Below are 16,348 nucleotides of genomic sequence, written 5' to 3'. Positions count from 1 at the left end.
ACATTTTGGGGGCTCTATTTTAATTTTTGTACAGCATGAAAACTTAGCATTTTCATTGCATATAAGATTACAAGTAAAAACATAATTGCGCCTAGGAAGAAAATCCAAAAGTAATTTTGGTTAAATAAAAGAAATCCACCTATAAGTGGCCCTGTACCCATACCAAGATAGCGGATGAAGTTGTATATACCGATAGCTGTTGCACGTTCTTGTACGAATTCTTCTGTTAATAAAGTAGTGTGAGTTGGCATAGAAAGTCCCATACTAAAACCGTACAAAGATGTAACGATAATGATGAATGGGATATTGATGCTATATGTGAAAGAGAATAAAACGACACATATAATATTGAAGAAACTCGTAATAAATAAAGCTTGCTTTGTTGTGAGGCGTTTTTGCAAAAACTTGTAGCAAAAACTTCCTAGCATGATAGAAAGAGACATTGGTACAAACATAAGACCAATTTTATTTACAGTTAAATGAAATGAATTTGTTAAAATACTCGGTAAAAAAACGAGAAAGCAAAAGTAAATACAAAATTGAATGAAGCCAATAAGAGTAATAGAAAATCCAGTTTTATTTTTTAAGATAAGAGAGTAATTCTTTTGTGCTTTAGACTGCTTAATTACATTTGGCTTTGTTTCTGGAAGTAGTGAAATGTTTATCATTAATAAGATAATGCCAAGTGTAGATAAAAAGAGAAATACAGATAAGTGACCATTTATACCGCCAAGATAACCACCTATGAGAGGAGCCATTGCAGGTGCGAGGGCAAGTAACATTTGGTATAGGCTCATCGCTTCTCCGCGTTCTTTTCCTTCAAATAAATCGCCGATAATCGTTGCTGAAACTACAGGTATAGCCGCTATTCCTATAGCTTGAACAGCTCTAAAAAAGAGAAATAAATAAATGTTTGCCGAAAAAGCACATCCGATTGAAGCAATCGTACTAATAATTAAACTAGGAATAAGGACAGATTTTCTCCCTTTTGTATCAATTAAAGGGCCATATATGAGCTGCATAATCGCAAGAACGAATGTAAAAAGTGAAACTGTTACATTTACAAGATAAAGAGAAGTATGAAAAGAATTTTGAATCATCGGTAAGATAGGTGTGTAAATATTTTGAGCGAAGGAACCGAATAAGGCACTAATACAGACAACATATAAAATAAAAGTTAGTTTAGATTTTTTCATCATGTTAACCTCCTTATTATTTAGTTTCCTAGGAAACTAAATTTATTTTAACATGATTTTCTCACTTGTAAAGATGAAAAAATGGTTTTAAAATGGTATATAGTTAAATTGTTTCTTTGGAAACTTAGGAGGCGAACGGATTGAAGCATGCAACGAAGCAAATGGAAATACTTTCGGACATTCGTACACTTTTGCATAAAAAAGAAGAACATTTAAAACGACAAAATGAGAAGTTTCTTCGTGAGACAGGTGTAAGTAGTATGTCTTTATCTGAGTTACATGTAATCGAATGTATCGGAAAAAATGGTTTGATAAATGTAACGGCAATTACGACAGAAATGGGCATGACGAAGGGAGCAATCTCTAAAATTTGTACAAAGTTGTTTCAAAAGCAATTCGTTGAGAAGATGCAAATGTTAGATAATCAAAAAGAAATCTTCTTCCGCTTAACGGAAAGTGGGAATAAAATATATAAAGCTCATGAAAAATTGCATAAGCAAGCTGAAGAAAAGTGGTTGTTACTTTTAGATGGATATACGAAAGAAGAGCAAGACTTTATTCAAAGGTTTATAAAGGATGTCTCCGATCATTTGGAAATATAATTGGAAGAAAAAACTCCTTTTTCTCAAGTCTTTTAAATATAATTTCTGAAAGAACTCATATATAATAGAAAAAGATACTTAACATGGTGAATAATTAAAGAGTCAATATATATAGAGGAGAGAGTAACATGCTTGAAAATACGGGGTTAGTATTAGAAGGCGGCGGTATGCGTGGTGTGTACACGGGCGGGATATTAGAATACTTTATGGAACAAGATTTATATTTTCCATATGTAATCGGTGTATCAGCTGGTGCTTGTCATGCAGCGTCGTATCTTTCCAGACAAAGAAATAGAAATAAAACGGTCAATATTGATTATGCATCACATCCGAAATATTTATCGTATAAAAACTTATGGAGAAAACGTCAGCTATTTGATATGGATTTCATTTTTCATGAAATTCCAGAAAAGTATGTGCCGTTTGATTTTGAAACATACTTTAATAGCCCGGAACGTTTCCTTGTAGGAACGACGGATTGTGAAACAGGGCAATCTGTTTATTTTGAAAAAGAAGGAACGAATGATGATGCGCTAAATTTATTACAAGCGTCTAGTTCATTGCCTTTCATTGCACCGGTAGTAAATTACCGCGGTAAACAACTGTTAGATGGCGGGATTTCTGATCCAATTCCAGTTCGTAAAGCGCAAGAGGATGGATTTAAAAAATCAGTCGTTATTTTAACGAGAAATCATGGCTACGCGAAGAAAAAATCAAGGTTTGGATGGGTTGCTGCGAAAGCTTATAAAAAATATCCGAATCTTGTTAACACGATGCTCAATCGTTATGAAGTGTATAATGAAACACTTCACTATATTGAAAAAGAAGAGCAAGCTGGTAATTTATTTGTTATTCGCCCAGAAGTGCCGCTTCAAGTAGATCGTATGGAAAAAGATAAAGCAAAACTACAAAATTTATACGAGCAAGGCTATGAAGATGCAAAGAGACAGTTTGCAGATTTAAAGGCGTTCTTGCAAAAATAAGTATTAGGCTGCGGAGAAGAGTTTCTCCGCAGCTTTTTTATATTGCTACTTATACGTTACTTTTTAAAAATGTATGAATGTTTAAGTGTTTAAAGAGTTTGTAAAACATTGGGATTTTTTGTTGAGGAGAATTTATTTAAAGGATATTATGATGATGTAGCGCTACTAAACTATTAAATTTATGAGGTGATTGTTAATGAAAGGAAAAGTTTTTTCAATTACGACTTTAGTATTATTAGCAACATCAACCTCAACAAGTGCATTCTATCCAACTCTAAGCGGTCACAAAAGCGGTAACCTACTATCTTACAGAGCTCAAACTACTACGAATCAAAATGCATCTCGTTGTTCAGTAGCAATTTCTTTTATTAAATCAAATGGAAATAATTCATATATTGAAAGCGCTTCAGACAAATTAGGATCCCATGAATCTGGAAGAGCATTAAACGCAACTGTGAGTAATGGTGCATATAACGCCTTTGGTGCAAAAGGACTATACTCGGAGCATTATGCAAATGAGAATAATGACTATCAAGAAGATACACACAAAGGTACTTTTGATAGTAATGGTAACTTATGATTACAGTGGTAAAAAGCATTAAACCGCTGTCTTTATAAATATTTAGATAAGGAGAAGGGGATGTTCATCATCTCCTTCTTATTTAAAAGGAGCACAGACATGTACCTAGCTTTTAAAAATATAAAAAGCAATAAACTGTTTTTCTTAATTCTCCTTATGTCATTTTTTATTTCTTTTCTTTCTATATCAATAGCCGCACTTTTAACAGAGTCTAAACGAAACTTTATATCTGCTTTTCAAATTGGTTTTCCAGAGAAGAACCAAGTTTTAACTGTTCCGATAGCGAATGCAACTGAATTGGAAGAGATAATTCCTTTCATACAAGATACTTTTGTTAAAAGTGATATTTATGTAGAGCATTTAAAAGTATTAAATAGTTCAGGGGCAACAAAGATCATAGCTGTGAATTTAAAAGATGATTATTATTGGAAGCCATATATTTCTGAAGGACAATATTTTCATCGTGAAAATGTAAACGATATGGTTGTTGGCGATCAAACGAATGTAGAGGAGTTATATGAATTTGATGATACATATAAAAAAATAGGAACTATATCAAGAAAAGACAGTGACGTAGGTGTAGCAGGCATATACGTTCCACTTCAAAACTTACCTACTATATCTAAAAAAGGTATTATCGAGAGTAAACAATTACAATTAACAGTTGTTAATCCTACATCATCTATTCATAACGAAATAAAAAAGTTTATGGGTAGGAGTAAAGAAGTGCTTTCGGGAGATGTTCAAATGCTGAATGAACGAGATCTTCAAGAACTACATGTGACACATATAGATCCAGCAAATAAGTATTATTATAAATTTATTCTTGTTGCAATTGTTTCTGGCATTTCTGCGGTTTTATTTTGGATTTATAAAAAAGAAAGAGAGATTTCATTAAAAAAAGCAGTAGGTGCTTCTAATATATCTATCTACTGCGAACTATATATTCAAATTTTGTTTATTTCTCTAGCAGCGATGTTCTTAGTTTTTATTACGTTAGAAATATTTTCGGGAACAATTCATACTTATTTTCAGACATACTTAGTAAAACCGTTAACACTATATGTATTGATATGCAATGTTATTTTTATAATTTTTCTTACAATTTTTGTTACTGTAATTCCAATCAAGCACATTATAAATATATATCCCGGAAAACATTTAAGAACGTAGGAGGTCGTCATGTTTTTTATATTTGATTCTATACGGTCTGTGAAAAAACGGTTGTTACCAAGTTTGATTATAGTAATTTCTTTAATTATTGCATTTTCTTCAGCAATAGAATTTGTTAGTAATCTTTCGGGATATCGAAAAATGATGACGGTAGCAAATAATTTATCGACTCATAAAAATTTCTATGAACTTTATGCGACGCAAGATATAACCTTGTTTAGCGAAGAAAAAGCGAAAAATGATTATCAACATTTCATGCAAGGGTTATCTAATATGATACCAATAACAAATAAAACTAATTATCTGTTCCGTAACTATTCACTTAGTTTAAAAAAAGAAAATGGAACGATAAAGACTCTTATTGTTGATAAAGATATTAATAAGTACTTTCGTATACGAATTTCACAAGGAAGATATTTTGAGGAATCGGAATTTCATAAATCAGTATTTGATATTAGACCTGTTATATTAGGGGCTAATTATATAGAAAAGGTATCTATTGGTGATGTTATACCATCTTTAAAAATGAAGCTAAAAGTAATTGGTTTTTTAGAAAAAAATTCACCATTTACATATCCTCGAAGTGGTGAAATATCGGATAATCGTATTACATTATTAGATGACATGGCGATTTTACCAATTGGAACAGAAGAAATAGAGTTCTATAGTGTAGAACTTTTATACAATGGGTTAATTATAGAAACAAATGATAAGATAAATATAAATGAACTTCAAAAGAAAGTATTAAAGGTAACAGAAGGTAAGGGTTATTCGTATTATGTTACAAATCCGAATAAATTGTTAGAAAACGAAAAACAAGGTATTGATAATATGTCATACCCCTTATTATTAAGCGGTACAGTCTTATTTTTTTCATTTCTATCTATTGTATTAACATCAATGGCAGCACTTTATATGGAGCGTAAAAATATTTCTATTAGATCAGCGTTAGGTGCAAGCACTTTTCAAATATGTCTTCCATTTATTATTGAGTATATGTTGCTATTCGTTTTAGCGATATGTATAGGCATAATGTATTTTCAATGGGAGAATAGCGGAGTAATTGAAATTCAGAAAGGGCTAGAAAATAGTATAGTATCTTTCTTTGGAACGTTAAAAGTCTCTATAGAATCATTGGTTGTTATAGGTGCTTTATCAATTGTAATGATCCTCGTTATATATGCAATCATTTATTTCAATGTACTAAAAATAAAAAATACATATATGAAAGAGGTGTTATAGATGATTCAGCTCGCAAATGTGGCTAAGGGATACGGAAAGAGTAATTTTAGTGCTTTACAAGATATTAATCTTACAATAGAAAAAGGCGAAATGATAGCCATTATGGGACCATCTGGTTCTGGGAAATCAACCTTGCTTAACATTATTGGCTTAATTGATAGCCCCTCTACTGGAAAGTATTTTTTAGATGGAATGGATACGAGTACATTCAAGTCAAATTATCATAAGTATAGAAACACGGAAGTTGGATTTGTGTTTCAGAACTTTTCGCTATTAGATGATTATACAGTTGTTGAAAATGTAATGCTTCCGCTTATATATAGAAGAATTTCTCATAAGAAACGTATGCAAATATCAAAAGAAATGCTGAAAATGGTAGGGCTTGAGAGGCATATTAACAAATATCCTTACGAGTTATCAGGAGGAGAACAGCAAAGAACAGCAATAGCAAGGGCTTTAGCACAAGATACAAAAATTATACTTGCTGATGAACCGACTGGTGCTCTTGATCAAGAAAATGGGGAGAAAATTATGAGTATTTTACAAGAGATTAATAAAGAAGGAAAAACAGTGTTAGTTGTTACACATGATCAAAAGGTAGCTGCATATTGTCAGAGGACGATACGGTTACTTGATGGTTGTATGGTATAATATGGATAATGCTATGTGAAGAGGTGATACATATGGAAAATGTCTATAAAGGACTTAGGCATACTGGGTTTATTATGATGTTTATTTTTGGTAGCGTATTTTTACTTCGCTGGTTTATTCATGATGAAATGTTAATAGATCAACTTATTGGTTTTAGTGTGGGCATAGTAATGGTTATTTCATCAGTTTTCATTCAAAAGTATAGTAAAGAATTAAAGGTAGAAGAGAAGTATTAAAAGGTTATAACCTTCTTCATATTTTGGAGGTGCCTTTATAGTTTGAATGATTGTTGTAAAAGAAAAGTAGAGCATCGGATTTCGATGCTCTACTTTTTTAATGTGGTAAGAATATCAATTGATAAGCAAACAAAATTCCAAATACATATACAAGTGGGTGAACAGCACGGAATTTACCTTTTGCCACTTTCATAAGTGGATATGAAATAAATCCAAGTGCGATACCTGTTGCGATACTTGATGTAAGAGGCATGCTTAAGATTACTAAAAATGCTGGGAATGCTTCATCAAATGTGTCCCAATCGATGTGGCGAACTGAACCCATCATAAGACTACCAACGATAATTAATGATGGAGCAGTAATAGCTGATACACCAGAGACAGCACTTACTAATGGTCCGAAGAATGCTGCTAGTGCGAATAGAACAGCTACTGTAACAGTTGTTAAACCAGTACGACCACCAGCTGCAACACCAGCAGATGATTCAATGTAAGCTGTTGATGGTGTCGTTCCGAACATAGAACCAATAGTTGCTGAGAATGAGTCAGATAGAAGAGCTCGTCCAGCTTTTGGGAGTTTTCCGTCTTTCATAAATCCACCTTGTTGAGCTACCCCAAGTAATGTACCTGTTGTATCAAATAATGTAACAAGGAAGAATGAAAATACAACGCCGTATAATCCGTAGTTAATTACGTCAGATACAGCAGTAATTGGATTTGAAACGATAATTCCTTCTGGTAATCCAGGCATTGATGTAACACCGTTTGAGAATGTTAATTGTCCTGTGAAGAAAGCGATAATACCAGTTAATAGCATACCGATAAATAGTGCGCCATTTACATTTAAAGACATAAGGATAATAGTAATTCCAAGTCCAGCTAATGCTAGTAGAACTGGAGCAGAGTGAAGATCACCAAGTCCAACTAAGTTTGCATCATTTTTTGTAACGATACCAGTTAATCGTAAACCGATAAAGGCGATAAATAACCCGATACCAGCAGTAATTGCATGTTTTAAGTTTTCAGGAATTGCTTCCATTAATTTTGTACGGAAAGATGTAAATGATAGCAAAATTAAAATCATACCTGCTACGAATACAGCAGAGAATGCAATTGCGAAAGTCATGCCTTCATGCGCTTTTACAACAGAGTAAGAGAAGTAAGCATTTAATCCCATACCTGGCGCGATTGCGATTGGTAAGTTTGTAAAGATTGCCATAAATAATGTTCCGACAACAGCAGCAATAATTGTTGCTGTAAATGCTTGTTCAAATGGAACACCTGCATCTCCAAGGATAACAGGGTTTACGACAATGATATATGCCATTGTTAAGAAGGTAATAATACCTGCCATAATTTCAGTTTTAATAGAAGTTTTATGTTTTGAAAGGTTAAACATATAAACATCCTTTCTGTTTACGAATAATTTTCACAACAGTTATATATAATATTCGTTTTTTATCTATTTTGCAATAGTTTTGCATAAAAAGTTTATAACAATTCATATTTTGTGTCTTAAATTCGAATATTAATCGTAAACCGATGTGTGAATTTCAGCTTTTTATTGTGCACATGCTAAGGAAAAGGAGTTGAAAGCAGCTATGCCACAGCAAAAAAACTTTATAACAATGCCTGCGCAACATCAAAATAAGCAGCCTGGTATTGAATCATTAATGAATCCTCTACCACAGTTTGAAGATCCCAATTATAAAGGTAGCGAAAAGTTAAAAGGAAAGAATGTATTAATTACAGGGGGAGATAGCGGAATTGGACGAGCAGTTTCCATCGCTTTTGCAAAAGAAGGAGCAAATGTTGCGATTGCTTATTTAGATGAGGAAGAAGATGCTAATGAGACGAAGCAATATGTTGAGAAAGAAGGTGTAAAGTGTGTATTGTTGCCGGGTGATTTAAGTGATGAACAGCATTGTAAAGATGTTGTTCAAGAGACCGTCCAGCAGCTAGGTAGTTTACAGGTTTTGGTAAATAATGTCGCGCAGCAATATCCGCAGCAAGGACTAGAGTATATTACAGCAGAACAGCTAGAAAAGACTTTTCGTATTAATATTTTTTCTTATTTTCACGTTGCGAAAGCAGCCCTTTCTCATTTGAAGAAAGGGGATGTCATTATAAATACGGCATCTATCGTTGCATATGAAGGAAATGAAACGTTAATTGATTATTCCGCGACGAAAGGAGCAATCGTAGCTTTTACAAGATCACTTTCTCAATCGTTAGTGCAAAAAGGGATTCGGGTAAATGGTGTTGCACCAGGACCGATTTGGACACCGCTTATTCCATCGAGCTTTGATGAGAAGAAAGTCTCTCAGTTTGGGAGCAATGTCCCAATGCAAAGGCCTGGTCAACCATATGAGTTAGCGCCGGCATACGTATATTTAGCGTCTGGTGATTCTTCTTATGTTACTGGACAAATGATACATGTAAATGGGGGCGTTATTGTAAATGGATAGTTTTCATTTATAAGAGCAAAGTAATGTTAATTCCACTTATTATAGTGAGCGCTAGGGGGGATATAGCTGAAAAAGTTATGTTTCGTCATACTATTATTTTTCATCCTACCGGTTAGTGCTTTTGCTAATACAGATCATTTAATATTAGTGAATCTTACGACAAATCAGTTGTCTTTTTTTGAGAATGGAAATTATACAAAAACATTTCCAGTAACGACTGGAAGAGATCGTACACCTACGCCTGAAGGTAACTTTTGTATTATAACTAAATTTAAAAATAAAGAATACCATCGAAAAAAAATACCTGGGGGTGCACCGAATAATCCTCTCGGTACGAGGTGGCTTGGACTAGATAAGAATGAATATGCGATTCACGGGACAAATCGGGAATGGACGATTGGAAGTAGGGAATCAAATGGTTGTATTCGCATGCATGACAGGGATATACAATGGTTGTATGACAGAGTACAATTACAAACAAAAGTAATCATTTCTCGTTTTCATACGAGCCCCGAATATGAAGCGAATAAGCTTGGTTATCGCGTTGTGAGCTGGAATAGTCGGAAAATAGAAGAAGAACAAATTGGAGTACTTACGTTAGTAGACCGCGCGGATATATATTGGCAAGAACCAAATGGACAGTTAACGAAAGTGAAAACGGTATTGCCAAATGAAAGATATCCAGTGTACTCAAAACGAAAAGATGGAATATATTATATAGGAAACAATTCGTATATTATAGATGAAACAGGAGAGAAAATTCGTTACGAGCAAATTCCTTCTTCGATTTTAAGTAATATATATAAACGGAAATACAATGTTCCGTAATGGCTACCGTTTTATAGACGGTAGCTTATTTATACTTGGAGTTTAACTGCAACTATTATATTTTGCTGAATATAATACAGTACAGATAGGGGGCGGTTATATTATGAAAAGTGAATTTGCGTTTAAAGTTTTTTTAGTAACGACCTGTTTATTTATCGTGTATTTATATGCGTTTCTCGTCTTTTCTTTTTATGTTCCATATGTTGATTTAATATTGTTCTTCGGATTTATTTGGGCGTTTGTGAAAGCGAGGGAAGGAGAGAAGAGTATATATCGGCGCATTACCTTATGCGGGACGGCCGTTCTCGTTATTTTGTACTTTTTTATTATGCATGATTTTTGGAGGGGAATGTAAAAAGCATACGATTAATCGCATGCTTTTTTTGTTTAATATTTAGGCTTAAATGTATGACAACAAGTTTCTACACTCGTTGCTACAGAACTTTCTAGCGTCTCGTTTGTTAAAACAGCAGCTGTATATGAATCATTTTCAGTTTGACCAGTTTCATCTGCATCAGGCTGAACGATGATCGCACTTGCTTGACAAAAGTTACCTTGTCCCCAAAAAGAACAGTTGGAAACAGAACATCTTACTTCTGGCATAAAACCCCCTCCTTATACATTAGTGTGGGATTTTACACCCATTTCATGTGTAGAAGGAGTTTCCTTTTCTAGTTACTTTTTCGTTTGCTCAAGCCATTCTTTTAATTTATCTTTCGGCTGTTCACCGCTAATACGGCTCACTTCTTTGCCATCTTTAAAATGAATGATTGTTGGTGTTCCTTGAATTTTATATTCATCCCAAGGAGCATCTAATTTTTCAATATCCATAACTTTCATATCAACGTTTAAGTCTTTAGCCATTGGCACGAGGACAGGAGATAATTTTTGGCAATGAACGCAAGATGTTTGATAAAAGTATACTGTTTCTTCTTTTTTCTCTTTTAAGTTCTTTTGAAGATCTGAAAGAGAGATTTTATTTGTGTAGTAGTCAGGACCGTTTGTCTTACTTTCAGTAGGATTATCAATCTTTTGGCTAGTAGCATTTTTTTCTTCCATTTGTGTGACAGCGAAAATTGCTACGAACAAGGCGATAATAATACCACCAAATATAAGCATTTTTTTCATTCTTTCATCTCCTTATTTGTTTTTGATGACAATAAAGCTACAAACAGCGATTGTAATAAAGCCGATAAGTGCTAAAAACGGGATTGTAATAAAACCAAACCAGTTTATAAATTCTCCGGTGCAGGGTACACGACCGCAAGCTGCTCCAGCAGCTGAAAACGCTGGGACTTTTTGAATTGCATAGTGATATAAAGAAATACAAGCACCAATACTTGCAATTGGTAAAGAATAACTTGCGATGCGATAATCTTTTTTTGCTACAGCGATACCGAGCCATAAAACGAATGGATACATAAAAATACGTTGATACCAACAAAGTACACAAGGCTCAAATTTCATGATTTCGGAAAAATAAAGACTTCCCAGTGTAGCGATAAAAGAAGCTCCCCATGCGGTAAGTAAAGCATATTCTTGCTTTTTTTCTCGTCCCATATTTTATACCTCTCTTATAATAGTTACATACTAAATTATAGTATGAAGTGGTATGGAAAAGAAAGAAAAAATATGTTTATCAATAAAAGTTTTATGAGGAGAAACTTTTATTGATATAAAAATTTAAAAAAAGCGCCATTCTCCGGAAGAGAATAGCGCTATAGTTTACATTTGAATTTGTTCTACTTCTTCTACATGCGACTTTTGGGATGCGTGGTCAATATATTGAAATAGGAGCTGCAATTGTTTATCAACTTCTGGCAGTTCCTTGCTGTATTGATAAGCGTGTAAAAAATGCTCAATACGCTTAGAAAATAATTGATCGTTCGTTTGAACCATGAGAACGAGTAATTTATCCCAATTACAGCAATACGTGTAATAGAGAGCTTTATCATAGTCGTTATATGTTTGCACTGTGTACCCTCCTTACCGAGAGTTATATATAGTGTGTGATAACTAAGGAGAAATACACTTGAAAGAATTTGTTAAGAAAAAATGAGAATGAAAAGAAAAAACGAGGAATTCCCTCGTTTTTTAAGCTTTTGGCATTGGCGTAGGTGTTGGTTTGCCATAGCCTTCTTTGTATTTATTATCGATATAGTTACGAATTTCAAGCGTTGATTTTCCTTTTTGTTTCATGGAAGCAGATTCAACTGCAATTTCTAGGCAATTGACGCAAGTCGTTGCATGGGAGTCCCAAACAACTTCACCATTCTTTTTAATTTCACGAATAAAGCAGTTTTTATTATTTTTATGTCCTACACTTTCACCACAACCACAATAGCATGGAATCCAATCTAATAGCTCTGCATTTTGTCCAGCGACGGTGTAGATATCTTTCATTTGTGGATCAAGCTTATCTAGGAAGGTTGGAAGTGTGTCGACTCCTTTTGTTTTCTCTTGAATGTCAGCTTGCTGAGTGTGCGATGCGTGGTCATGTTCTTCTTGTTTTGATTCAGAAGATTTTTGGTCATTTGTACCAGTACTTCCGCATCCAGCAAGAATTAAGCTTAGTACTGCAAGTAAAGAAAATACATACTTTTTCATTCGCTTGTCCCCTTTACAAATGTATTAATCAAATTGTATCAGAGATTACGGTGTATCGGTTGAAGATTTTTTTGACTGATTTTTGAAGCGCCATCTTAGCGAATGGAATAGAAATAAAATTGGGATATAAGCGTATACAATATATAAACCCGCTTGAGATAGTACGGTATTTAATGTGTTGATACTTTCACGGTTTGTGAAAAGTAGAGAAGCTGAAAATATGATGAAAATAAAAAACGGTAATGTAAATTTAAATGAAATATGAAAGGAACGCTTCATCGTTTGACATGATGACCAAATGGTTAAGCAAAGGTTTGGTAAAATAATTAAAAACCAAACGAAAATAATAATATATTCAAAGCGCTGAATAAAAGGAACTTTAATTATTTTTAACATCGTTAAAGTAGGCCAAATAGTACGGTTTAATTGTCCCTCGCTGTAATACATAAAAGATACGATAGCTAAAACTACATAAATTAAGGTGCTAAAAGCAATTCCAGCATGGGCCCATCTTTTTAAAGATTTTCCTTTTTCAATAAAGGGATAAAAGATAAGAATTGTTTCAAACCCTAGAAATTCCAATGCAGAGTGTTTTGCAGATATAAGCATGTCAAAAGGTGAATGTGTAAAAATAGGTAAAATATTACGAAAATGTGCATACTTCATCGGATAGACTAAAAAGAATACAACGAACATAGGAAGAACAATACCCCAAAAACATATCCCTGTCACAGAACGGAAGCCACCTTTTATAATGTAGTAAGTGACTAATAAAAACATAAGCGTAAGTTTCCATAACTTAATGGTAGGGAAAATCCAAACTTGTATCACTTCCATATATGTACGAAGAACAGTAAGGCAAAATAATAAGCAATAAAGAGTGAAAATTACAGAAAATATAGAGCCAACCCATTTTCCAAAGGTTGTTGTATGAATACTAATTAAATCTCCGTCTTTTTCAAGCATTTTTAACATACAAAACAGTACAATATGAGTTGCAATACCTGCAATAATAAGAGAAATCCAAGCATCATAACCTGCATTTTTCAAAATTACACGTTGATATCCGAGAATTCCTATACCAATCTGGAGAGAATGCAATAAAATAAATGCAAAATATGGAGATACTGTCTTTGTTTTATTCATTGTATTCATTGCTTATTTCACCTCACTATTCTTCGATTCCAGATTGTACAATATTAAGATCTAAATTTATATCTACCGCTACATTTTTATACATATTTCGAATTTGTTTTATATTCCATTTTCTCGTATGGCTTCTAATTTCATCTCGTATTCCTAACGGATCAATTTCCTTTTCTTGAAATTGTTTTATTAAATCTTCACAGTCCTTTTCGACATTTCGTTCAATTTGTTTTTTTATATAGTTGATATTTGTTTCTTTTCTTAAATCAATCCAATTAGGAGAGTTTTTAATTAATCCATTTAATTTTAAATGGATTTTTACTTTTGGTATGTCGCCAGTTTGATCTATATCATATTTGTTTTTCCCAGCTAAGTTTTGTATCACAACCATACCTTTATGTTTATCCTTTTTTATTGCTGCTTCGTAACGTCCATTTTTCGTAGGATTAATAAGTAATTTTGCTAAAACAGAATGTCTTTTATCCGTATACATGACGACTTTATCGCCTTTTAAAAAGGCAAGTCCTTTGACAGCGACAGAATGATTATCGTCCATTTTAATATAAGGAACATAGGCATCACATACAGAAGAGTAATAATTATATAAAAAAATGTTTAATTCAGTTTGTGGAATGTTCTCATTTCTTATATTTTGCTCGAGTAAATCAGCAATATATAAAGACCCATTTTTTTTCCCGTAATTTAAAAGCTCTTCAGCCGATCCATCTACAATTGCTAGTTGTACATCACGCCCGATATTTGGGTCACGTTGTAAGTTAGTAATAATCTCTCCCATTCCGCGTTCCCCTAGAGCCTTTCCAAATAGGACGACACGCATTTGACCTACAACAACATTGTGAGGAGATTTCGCATTTAATCGTGAAGCAATTGTTTCAAGTGAACGGGCAGATGTTGTTTGCGTCTCTGGTTTAGACTTTACACCATGTGTGTACTCTGGGAATAGAATAGTTCCTTGGAATTTTTTGTTTTTTGTGATGTCAAATCCAGCAATATGAATAATACGCTGTGCATCCACTATATACGTTTGTGTACAGCCAGTTTGTAAAACGAAGAAGATAATGATAAGGTGCAATAAAATTTTTTTCATTCATTCTCACCATCACGTTTTTGCTTCGATTTGTTTGGATTGTAGCGCCATTTTGATTTTGGTCTAAGAAAAGAAGGTCTTTGTGCCGTTTGACTAAATGGTAATCGAAGAAAACCTTCTGCTGTACCTAAACCACGAAATGGATATAAAGGTAACAAATAAGGTGATCCAAGCGATTTTAATTTAATTAAATGAGCTAAAATAAATACAAATCCGACAGCGAGGCCTAATCCTCCGAATGCACCGGCTAAGAGAATAAGCGGAAAGCGTAACAACCGGATAGTAGAAGACATCTTTACAGTCGGTGTTGTGAAAGATGCAAGGGCGGATAAAGCAACTGCAATTAATAAAATTGTACTTGTTAAAGCTGCTTCAACAGATGCTTGGCCAATTACAATCCCCCCAACAATCCCGATCGTTTGTCCGACTTTTGTTGGTAAACGCGCCCCTGCTTCACGAAGCAATTCGATTGTAATTTCTAAAAAGAGTGCTTCTAGAATAGGAGGAAAAGGTACGTTAGCTCTCGAGAAAATAATAGGACCTAGTAGATCGGCAGGGATCATTTGATAATGATATGTTAAAGCCGCTGTATAAATAGCGGAGGAAAAAAGAGAAAATATAGCTCCGAAAAAACGAATAATACGAAAGAACGATCCAATCATCCACGGTAAATAATAATCTTCTGGTGAAATGAAAAAATCCAGTAACGTTGTTGGTCCTGATAAAGCATATGGAGAGCCATCTGTTAAAATTAAAACTTCCCCGTTAATTAATGCAAATACAGCTCGATCTAATCGTTCTGTAGGTAATAGAACAGGAAAAGGTGAATTGCTATTATCACTAATAAATTGCTCAATCATAGTTGAATCAAATGGGACATCAAAGTCAATGTCTTCTAGCCGTTGAATTGCGGTGTTGACAAATTGTTCATTTGTAATTCCTTCTATATAAGCAACTGCTACTTTTGTTTTTGATATAGATCCGACGGTAACTTCTTTAAAAATGAGTTGCTCCGTTACGATATTTCGGCGTAATAAGTGGATATTTGTATCAAGGTTTTCAACGAAACCGATTTTAGGCCCGATTACGCTATACTCATTTTCTGTATCGTTATATAATCGTTTTCCTAAAACAGTACTTTCGGCACGAATTAAAGCATATTGATCAGGATTCGAATCGTTTTTTAAGCGTATTAAAATATATCCACCTAATAATTTTTCACGAATATCATCAATAGAAGGGGAGGTAATAATGTCTTCAATAGAGATAATATTACATAAATCAGAGATGTTTTGGATTTGTTCCGATTCCTTTTTTATAGGAGTTAAAATGAATTGTTTAATAATAAGTGCTTCCACGACAGATTTATAATAAAACAAGCACAACGTTTCATCTTTAAGTATGTTATAAGAGACAAAATCGCTTGATTCTTTCATGGTTTGTATAAATTCTGGGATAGAACAAAGTGTTTTTGTATTAGTCTTTTTTGATTTCTTAGATGATAAACCGAACATTTTCTCACCCCTAA

At 33.6% G+C, this 16,348-nt stretch carries 20 protein-coding genes; 10 read left to right on the top strand and 10 right to left on the bottom strand.

The annotated features are described in order from the left end of the window. Positions 1–14: 14 nt before the first annotated feature. Positions 15–1,196, bottom strand: coding sequence for an MFS transporter (locus QCI79_RS09165; RefSeq protein ID WP_000748716.1), 1,182 nt, complete (start codon positions 1,194–1,196; stop codon positions 15–17). 140 nt (positions 1,197–1,336) lie between these two features. On the opposite strand from QCI79_RS09165, the gene QCI79_RS09160 reads away from it, so the two are divergent. From QCI79_RS09160 to QCI79_RS09130, 7 genes are all read left to right on the top strand, one after another. Next, a complete protein-coding gene (locus QCI79_RS09160; protein WP_000679675.1) occupies positions 1,337–1,798 on the top strand; it encodes a MarR family transcriptional regulator in 462 nt (153 codons plus the stop codon). Between the two features lie 128 nt (positions 1,799–1,926). Next, entirely contained in the window at positions 1,927–2,781 is an 855-nt protein-coding gene (locus tag QCI79_RS09155; RefSeq protein WP_000892690.1) for a patatin-like phospholipase family protein, read from the top strand. Positions 2,782–2,977: 196 nt separating this feature from the next. Beyond that, the gene (locus tag QCI79_RS09150) at positions 2,978–3,361 is read left to right on the top strand and encodes a hypothetical protein (RefSeq protein ID WP_000676991.1); all 384 of its coding nucleotides are present in this window, start codon (positions 2,978–2,980) and stop codon (positions 3,359–3,361) included. 99 nt (positions 3,362–3,460) lie between these two features. Continuing rightward, positions 3,461–4,534 carry an ABC transporter permease gene (locus QCI79_RS09145; RefSeq protein ID WP_000280230.1) on the top strand — a complete coding sequence of 358 codons (1,074 nt, stop codon included), beginning with the start codon at positions 3,461–3,463 and terminating at the stop codon, positions 4,532–4,534. A gap of 9 nt (positions 4,535–4,543) precedes the next feature. After that, on the top strand, positions 4,544–5,776 hold the full coding sequence (locus QCI79_RS09140) for an ABC transporter permease (protein WP_000465075.1): 1,233 nt from the start codon (positions 4,544–4,546) through the stop codon (positions 5,774–5,776). Next, entirely contained in the window at positions 5,777–6,427 is a 651-nt protein-coding gene (locus QCI79_RS09135; RefSeq protein WP_000615295.1) for an ABC transporter ATP-binding protein, read from the top strand. It begins immediately after the preceding gene. A gap of 32 nt (positions 6,428–6,459) precedes the next feature. Beyond that, a complete protein-coding gene (locus QCI79_RS09130; protein WP_000432806.1) occupies positions 6,460–6,663 on the top strand; it encodes a hypothetical protein in 204 nt (67 codons plus the stop codon). 97 nt (positions 6,664–6,760) lie between these two features. On the opposite strand, the gene QCI79_RS09125 is transcribed toward QCI79_RS09130, so the two are convergent. Beyond that, a complete protein-coding gene (locus QCI79_RS09125) occupies positions 6,761–8,062 on the bottom strand; it encodes an NCS2 family permease (RefSeq protein ID WP_000482711.1) in 1,302 nt (433 codons plus the stop codon). A gap of 202 nt (positions 8,063–8,264) precedes the next feature. Here QCI79_RS09125 and QCI79_RS09120 point away from each other — a divergent pair, with 202 nt between their 5' ends. From QCI79_RS09120 to QCI79_RS09110, 3 genes are all read left to right on the top strand, one after another. Then, a complete protein-coding gene (locus tag QCI79_RS09120) occupies positions 8,265–9,131 on the top strand; it encodes an SDR family oxidoreductase (protein ID WP_001136259.1) in 867 nt (288 codons plus the stop codon). A gap of 66 nt (positions 9,132–9,197) precedes the next feature. Then, positions 9,198–9,959 carry a L,D-transpeptidase gene (locus QCI79_RS09115; protein WP_023901200.1) on the top strand — a complete coding sequence of 254 codons (762 nt, stop codon included), beginning with the start codon at positions 9,198–9,200 and terminating at the stop codon, positions 9,957–9,959. A gap of 103 nt (positions 9,960–10,062) precedes the next feature. Continuing rightward, positions 10,063–10,314 carry a hypothetical protein gene (locus QCI79_RS09110; RefSeq protein ID WP_000834195.1) on the top strand — a complete coding sequence of 84 codons (252 nt, stop codon included), beginning with the start codon at positions 10,063–10,065 and terminating at the stop codon, positions 10,312–10,314. A 32-nt stretch (positions 10,315–10,346) separates the two neighbouring features. Here the strand turns inward: QCI79_RS09110 and QCI79_RS09105 are convergent, their stop codons facing one another. From QCI79_RS09105 to QCI79_RS09070, 8 genes are all read right to left on the bottom strand, one after another. Continuing rightward, complete coding sequence (locus tag QCI79_RS09105; protein WP_001115481.1) at positions 10,347–10,562, bottom strand: DUF1540 domain-containing protein; 216 nt, start codon at positions 10,560–10,562, stop codon at positions 10,347–10,349. 72 nt (positions 10,563–10,634) lie between these two features. Continuing rightward, complete coding sequence (locus QCI79_RS09100; protein WP_000738450.1) at positions 10,635–11,087, bottom strand: thioredoxin family protein; 453 nt, start codon at positions 11,085–11,087, stop codon at positions 10,635–10,637. A 12-nt stretch (positions 11,088–11,099) separates the two neighbouring features. Further along, positions 11,100–11,519, bottom strand: coding sequence for a disulfide formation protein C (locus tag QCI79_RS09095; RefSeq protein ID WP_000532264.1), 420 nt, complete (start codon positions 11,517–11,519; stop codon positions 11,100–11,102). A 165-nt stretch (positions 11,520–11,684) separates the two neighbouring features. Next, positions 11,685–11,933 (bottom strand): YhdB family protein, encoded by a 249-nt coding sequence (locus QCI79_RS09090; protein WP_001195459.1) that lies wholly within the window; start codon positions 11,931–11,933, stop codon positions 11,685–11,687. A gap of 120 nt (positions 11,934–12,053) precedes the next feature. Next, on the bottom strand, positions 12,054–12,566 hold the full coding sequence (locus QCI79_RS09085) for a PCYCGC domain-containing protein (protein WP_000761029.1): 513 nt from the start codon (positions 12,564–12,566) through the stop codon (positions 12,054–12,056). 45 nt (positions 12,567–12,611) lie between these two features. Beyond that, positions 12,612–13,721: a GerAB/ArcD/ProY family transporter gene (locus tag QCI79_RS09080; RefSeq protein ID WP_001095041.1), complete on the bottom strand. Its 1,110-nt coding sequence runs from the start codon at positions 13,719–13,721 to the stop codon at positions 12,612–12,614. Between the two features lie 16 nt (positions 13,722–13,737). Then, positions 13,738–14,820 (bottom strand): Ger(x)C family spore germination protein, encoded by a 1,083-nt coding sequence (locus QCI79_RS09075; RefSeq protein WP_021727558.1) that lies wholly within the window; start codon positions 14,818–14,820, stop codon positions 13,738–13,740. Next, entirely contained in the window at positions 14,817–16,334 is a 1,518-nt protein-coding gene (locus QCI79_RS09070; RefSeq protein ID WP_000467486.1) for a spore germination protein, read from the bottom strand. The genes QCI79_RS09075 and QCI79_RS09070 overlap by 4 nt, the downstream gene beginning before the upstream one ends. Between the last annotated feature and the right edge of the window lie 14 nt (positions 16,335–16,348).

The sequence above is a fragment of the Bacillus cereus group sp. MG1 genome (assembly GCF_040460035.1).
Taxonomy (GTDB): domain Bacteria; phylum Bacillota; class Bacilli; order Bacillales; family Bacillaceae_G; genus Bacillus_A; species Bacillus_A cereus.
Note: the sequence above shows the minus strand (reverse complement) of the source record. Positions and strands in the feature narration are given on the sequence as shown.

Excerpts from the sequence above, each read along its gene's own strand:
- QCI79_RS09165 (WP_000748716.1), bottom strand. The coding sequence starts at position 1,196 with ATGAAAAAATCTAAACTAACTTTTATTTTATATGTTGTCTGTATTAGT.
- QCI79_RS09155 (WP_000892690.1), top strand. The coding sequence starts at position 1,927 with ATGCTTGAAAATACGGGGTTAGTATTAGAAGGCGGCGGTATGCGTGGT.
- QCI79_RS09150 (WP_000676991.1), top strand. The coding sequence starts at position 2,978 with ATGAAAGGAAAAGTTTTTTCAATTACGACTTTAGTATTATTAGCAACA.
- QCI79_RS09145 (WP_000280230.1), top strand. The coding sequence starts at position 3,461 with ATGTACCTAGCTTTTAAAAATATAAAAAGCAATAAACTGTTTTTCTTA.
- QCI79_RS09140 (WP_000465075.1), top strand. The coding sequence starts at position 4,544 with ATGTTTTTTATATTTGATTCTATACGGTCTGTGAAAAAACGGTTGTTA.
- QCI79_RS09135 (WP_000615295.1), top strand. The coding sequence starts at position 5,777 with ATGATTCAGCTCGCAAATGTGGCTAAGGGATACGGAAAGAGTAATTTT.
- QCI79_RS09130 (WP_000432806.1), top strand. The coding sequence starts at position 6,460 with ATGGAAAATGTCTATAAAGGACTTAGGCATACTGGGTTTATTATGATG.
- QCI79_RS09125 (WP_000482711.1), bottom strand. The coding sequence starts at position 8,062 with ATGTTTAACCTTTCAAAACATAAAACTTCTATTAAAACTGAAATTATG.
- QCI79_RS09120 (WP_001136259.1), top strand. The coding sequence starts at position 8,265 with ATGCCACAGCAAAAAAACTTTATAACAATGCCTGCGCAACATCAAAAT.
- QCI79_RS09110 (WP_000834195.1), top strand. The coding sequence starts at position 10,063 with ATGAAAAGTGAATTTGCGTTTAAAGTTTTTTTAGTAACGACCTGTTTA.
- QCI79_RS09105 (WP_001115481.1), bottom strand. The coding sequence starts at position 10,562 with ATGCCAGAAGTAAGATGTTCTGTTTCCAACTGTTCTTTTTGGGGACAA.
- QCI79_RS09100 (WP_000738450.1), bottom strand. The coding sequence starts at position 11,087 with ATGAAAAAAATGCTTATATTTGGTGGTATTATTATCGCCTTGTTCGTA.
- QCI79_RS09095 (WP_000532264.1), bottom strand. The coding sequence starts at position 11,519 with ATGGGACGAGAAAAAAAGCAAGAATATGCTTTACTTACCGCATGGGGA.
- QCI79_RS09085 (WP_000761029.1), bottom strand. The coding sequence starts at position 12,566 with ATGAAAAAGTATGTATTTTCTTTACTTGCAGTACTAAGCTTAATTCTT.
- QCI79_RS09080 (WP_001095041.1), bottom strand. The coding sequence starts at position 13,721 with ATGAATACAATGAATAAAACAAAGACAGTATCTCCATATTTTGCATTT.
- QCI79_RS09075 (WP_021727558.1), bottom strand. The coding sequence starts at position 14,820 with ATGAAAAAAATTTTATTGCACCTTATCATTATCTTCTTCGTTTTACAA.
- QCI79_RS09070 (WP_000467486.1), bottom strand. The coding sequence starts at position 16,334 with ATGTTCGGTTTATCATCTAAGAAATCAAAAAAGACTAATACAAAAACA.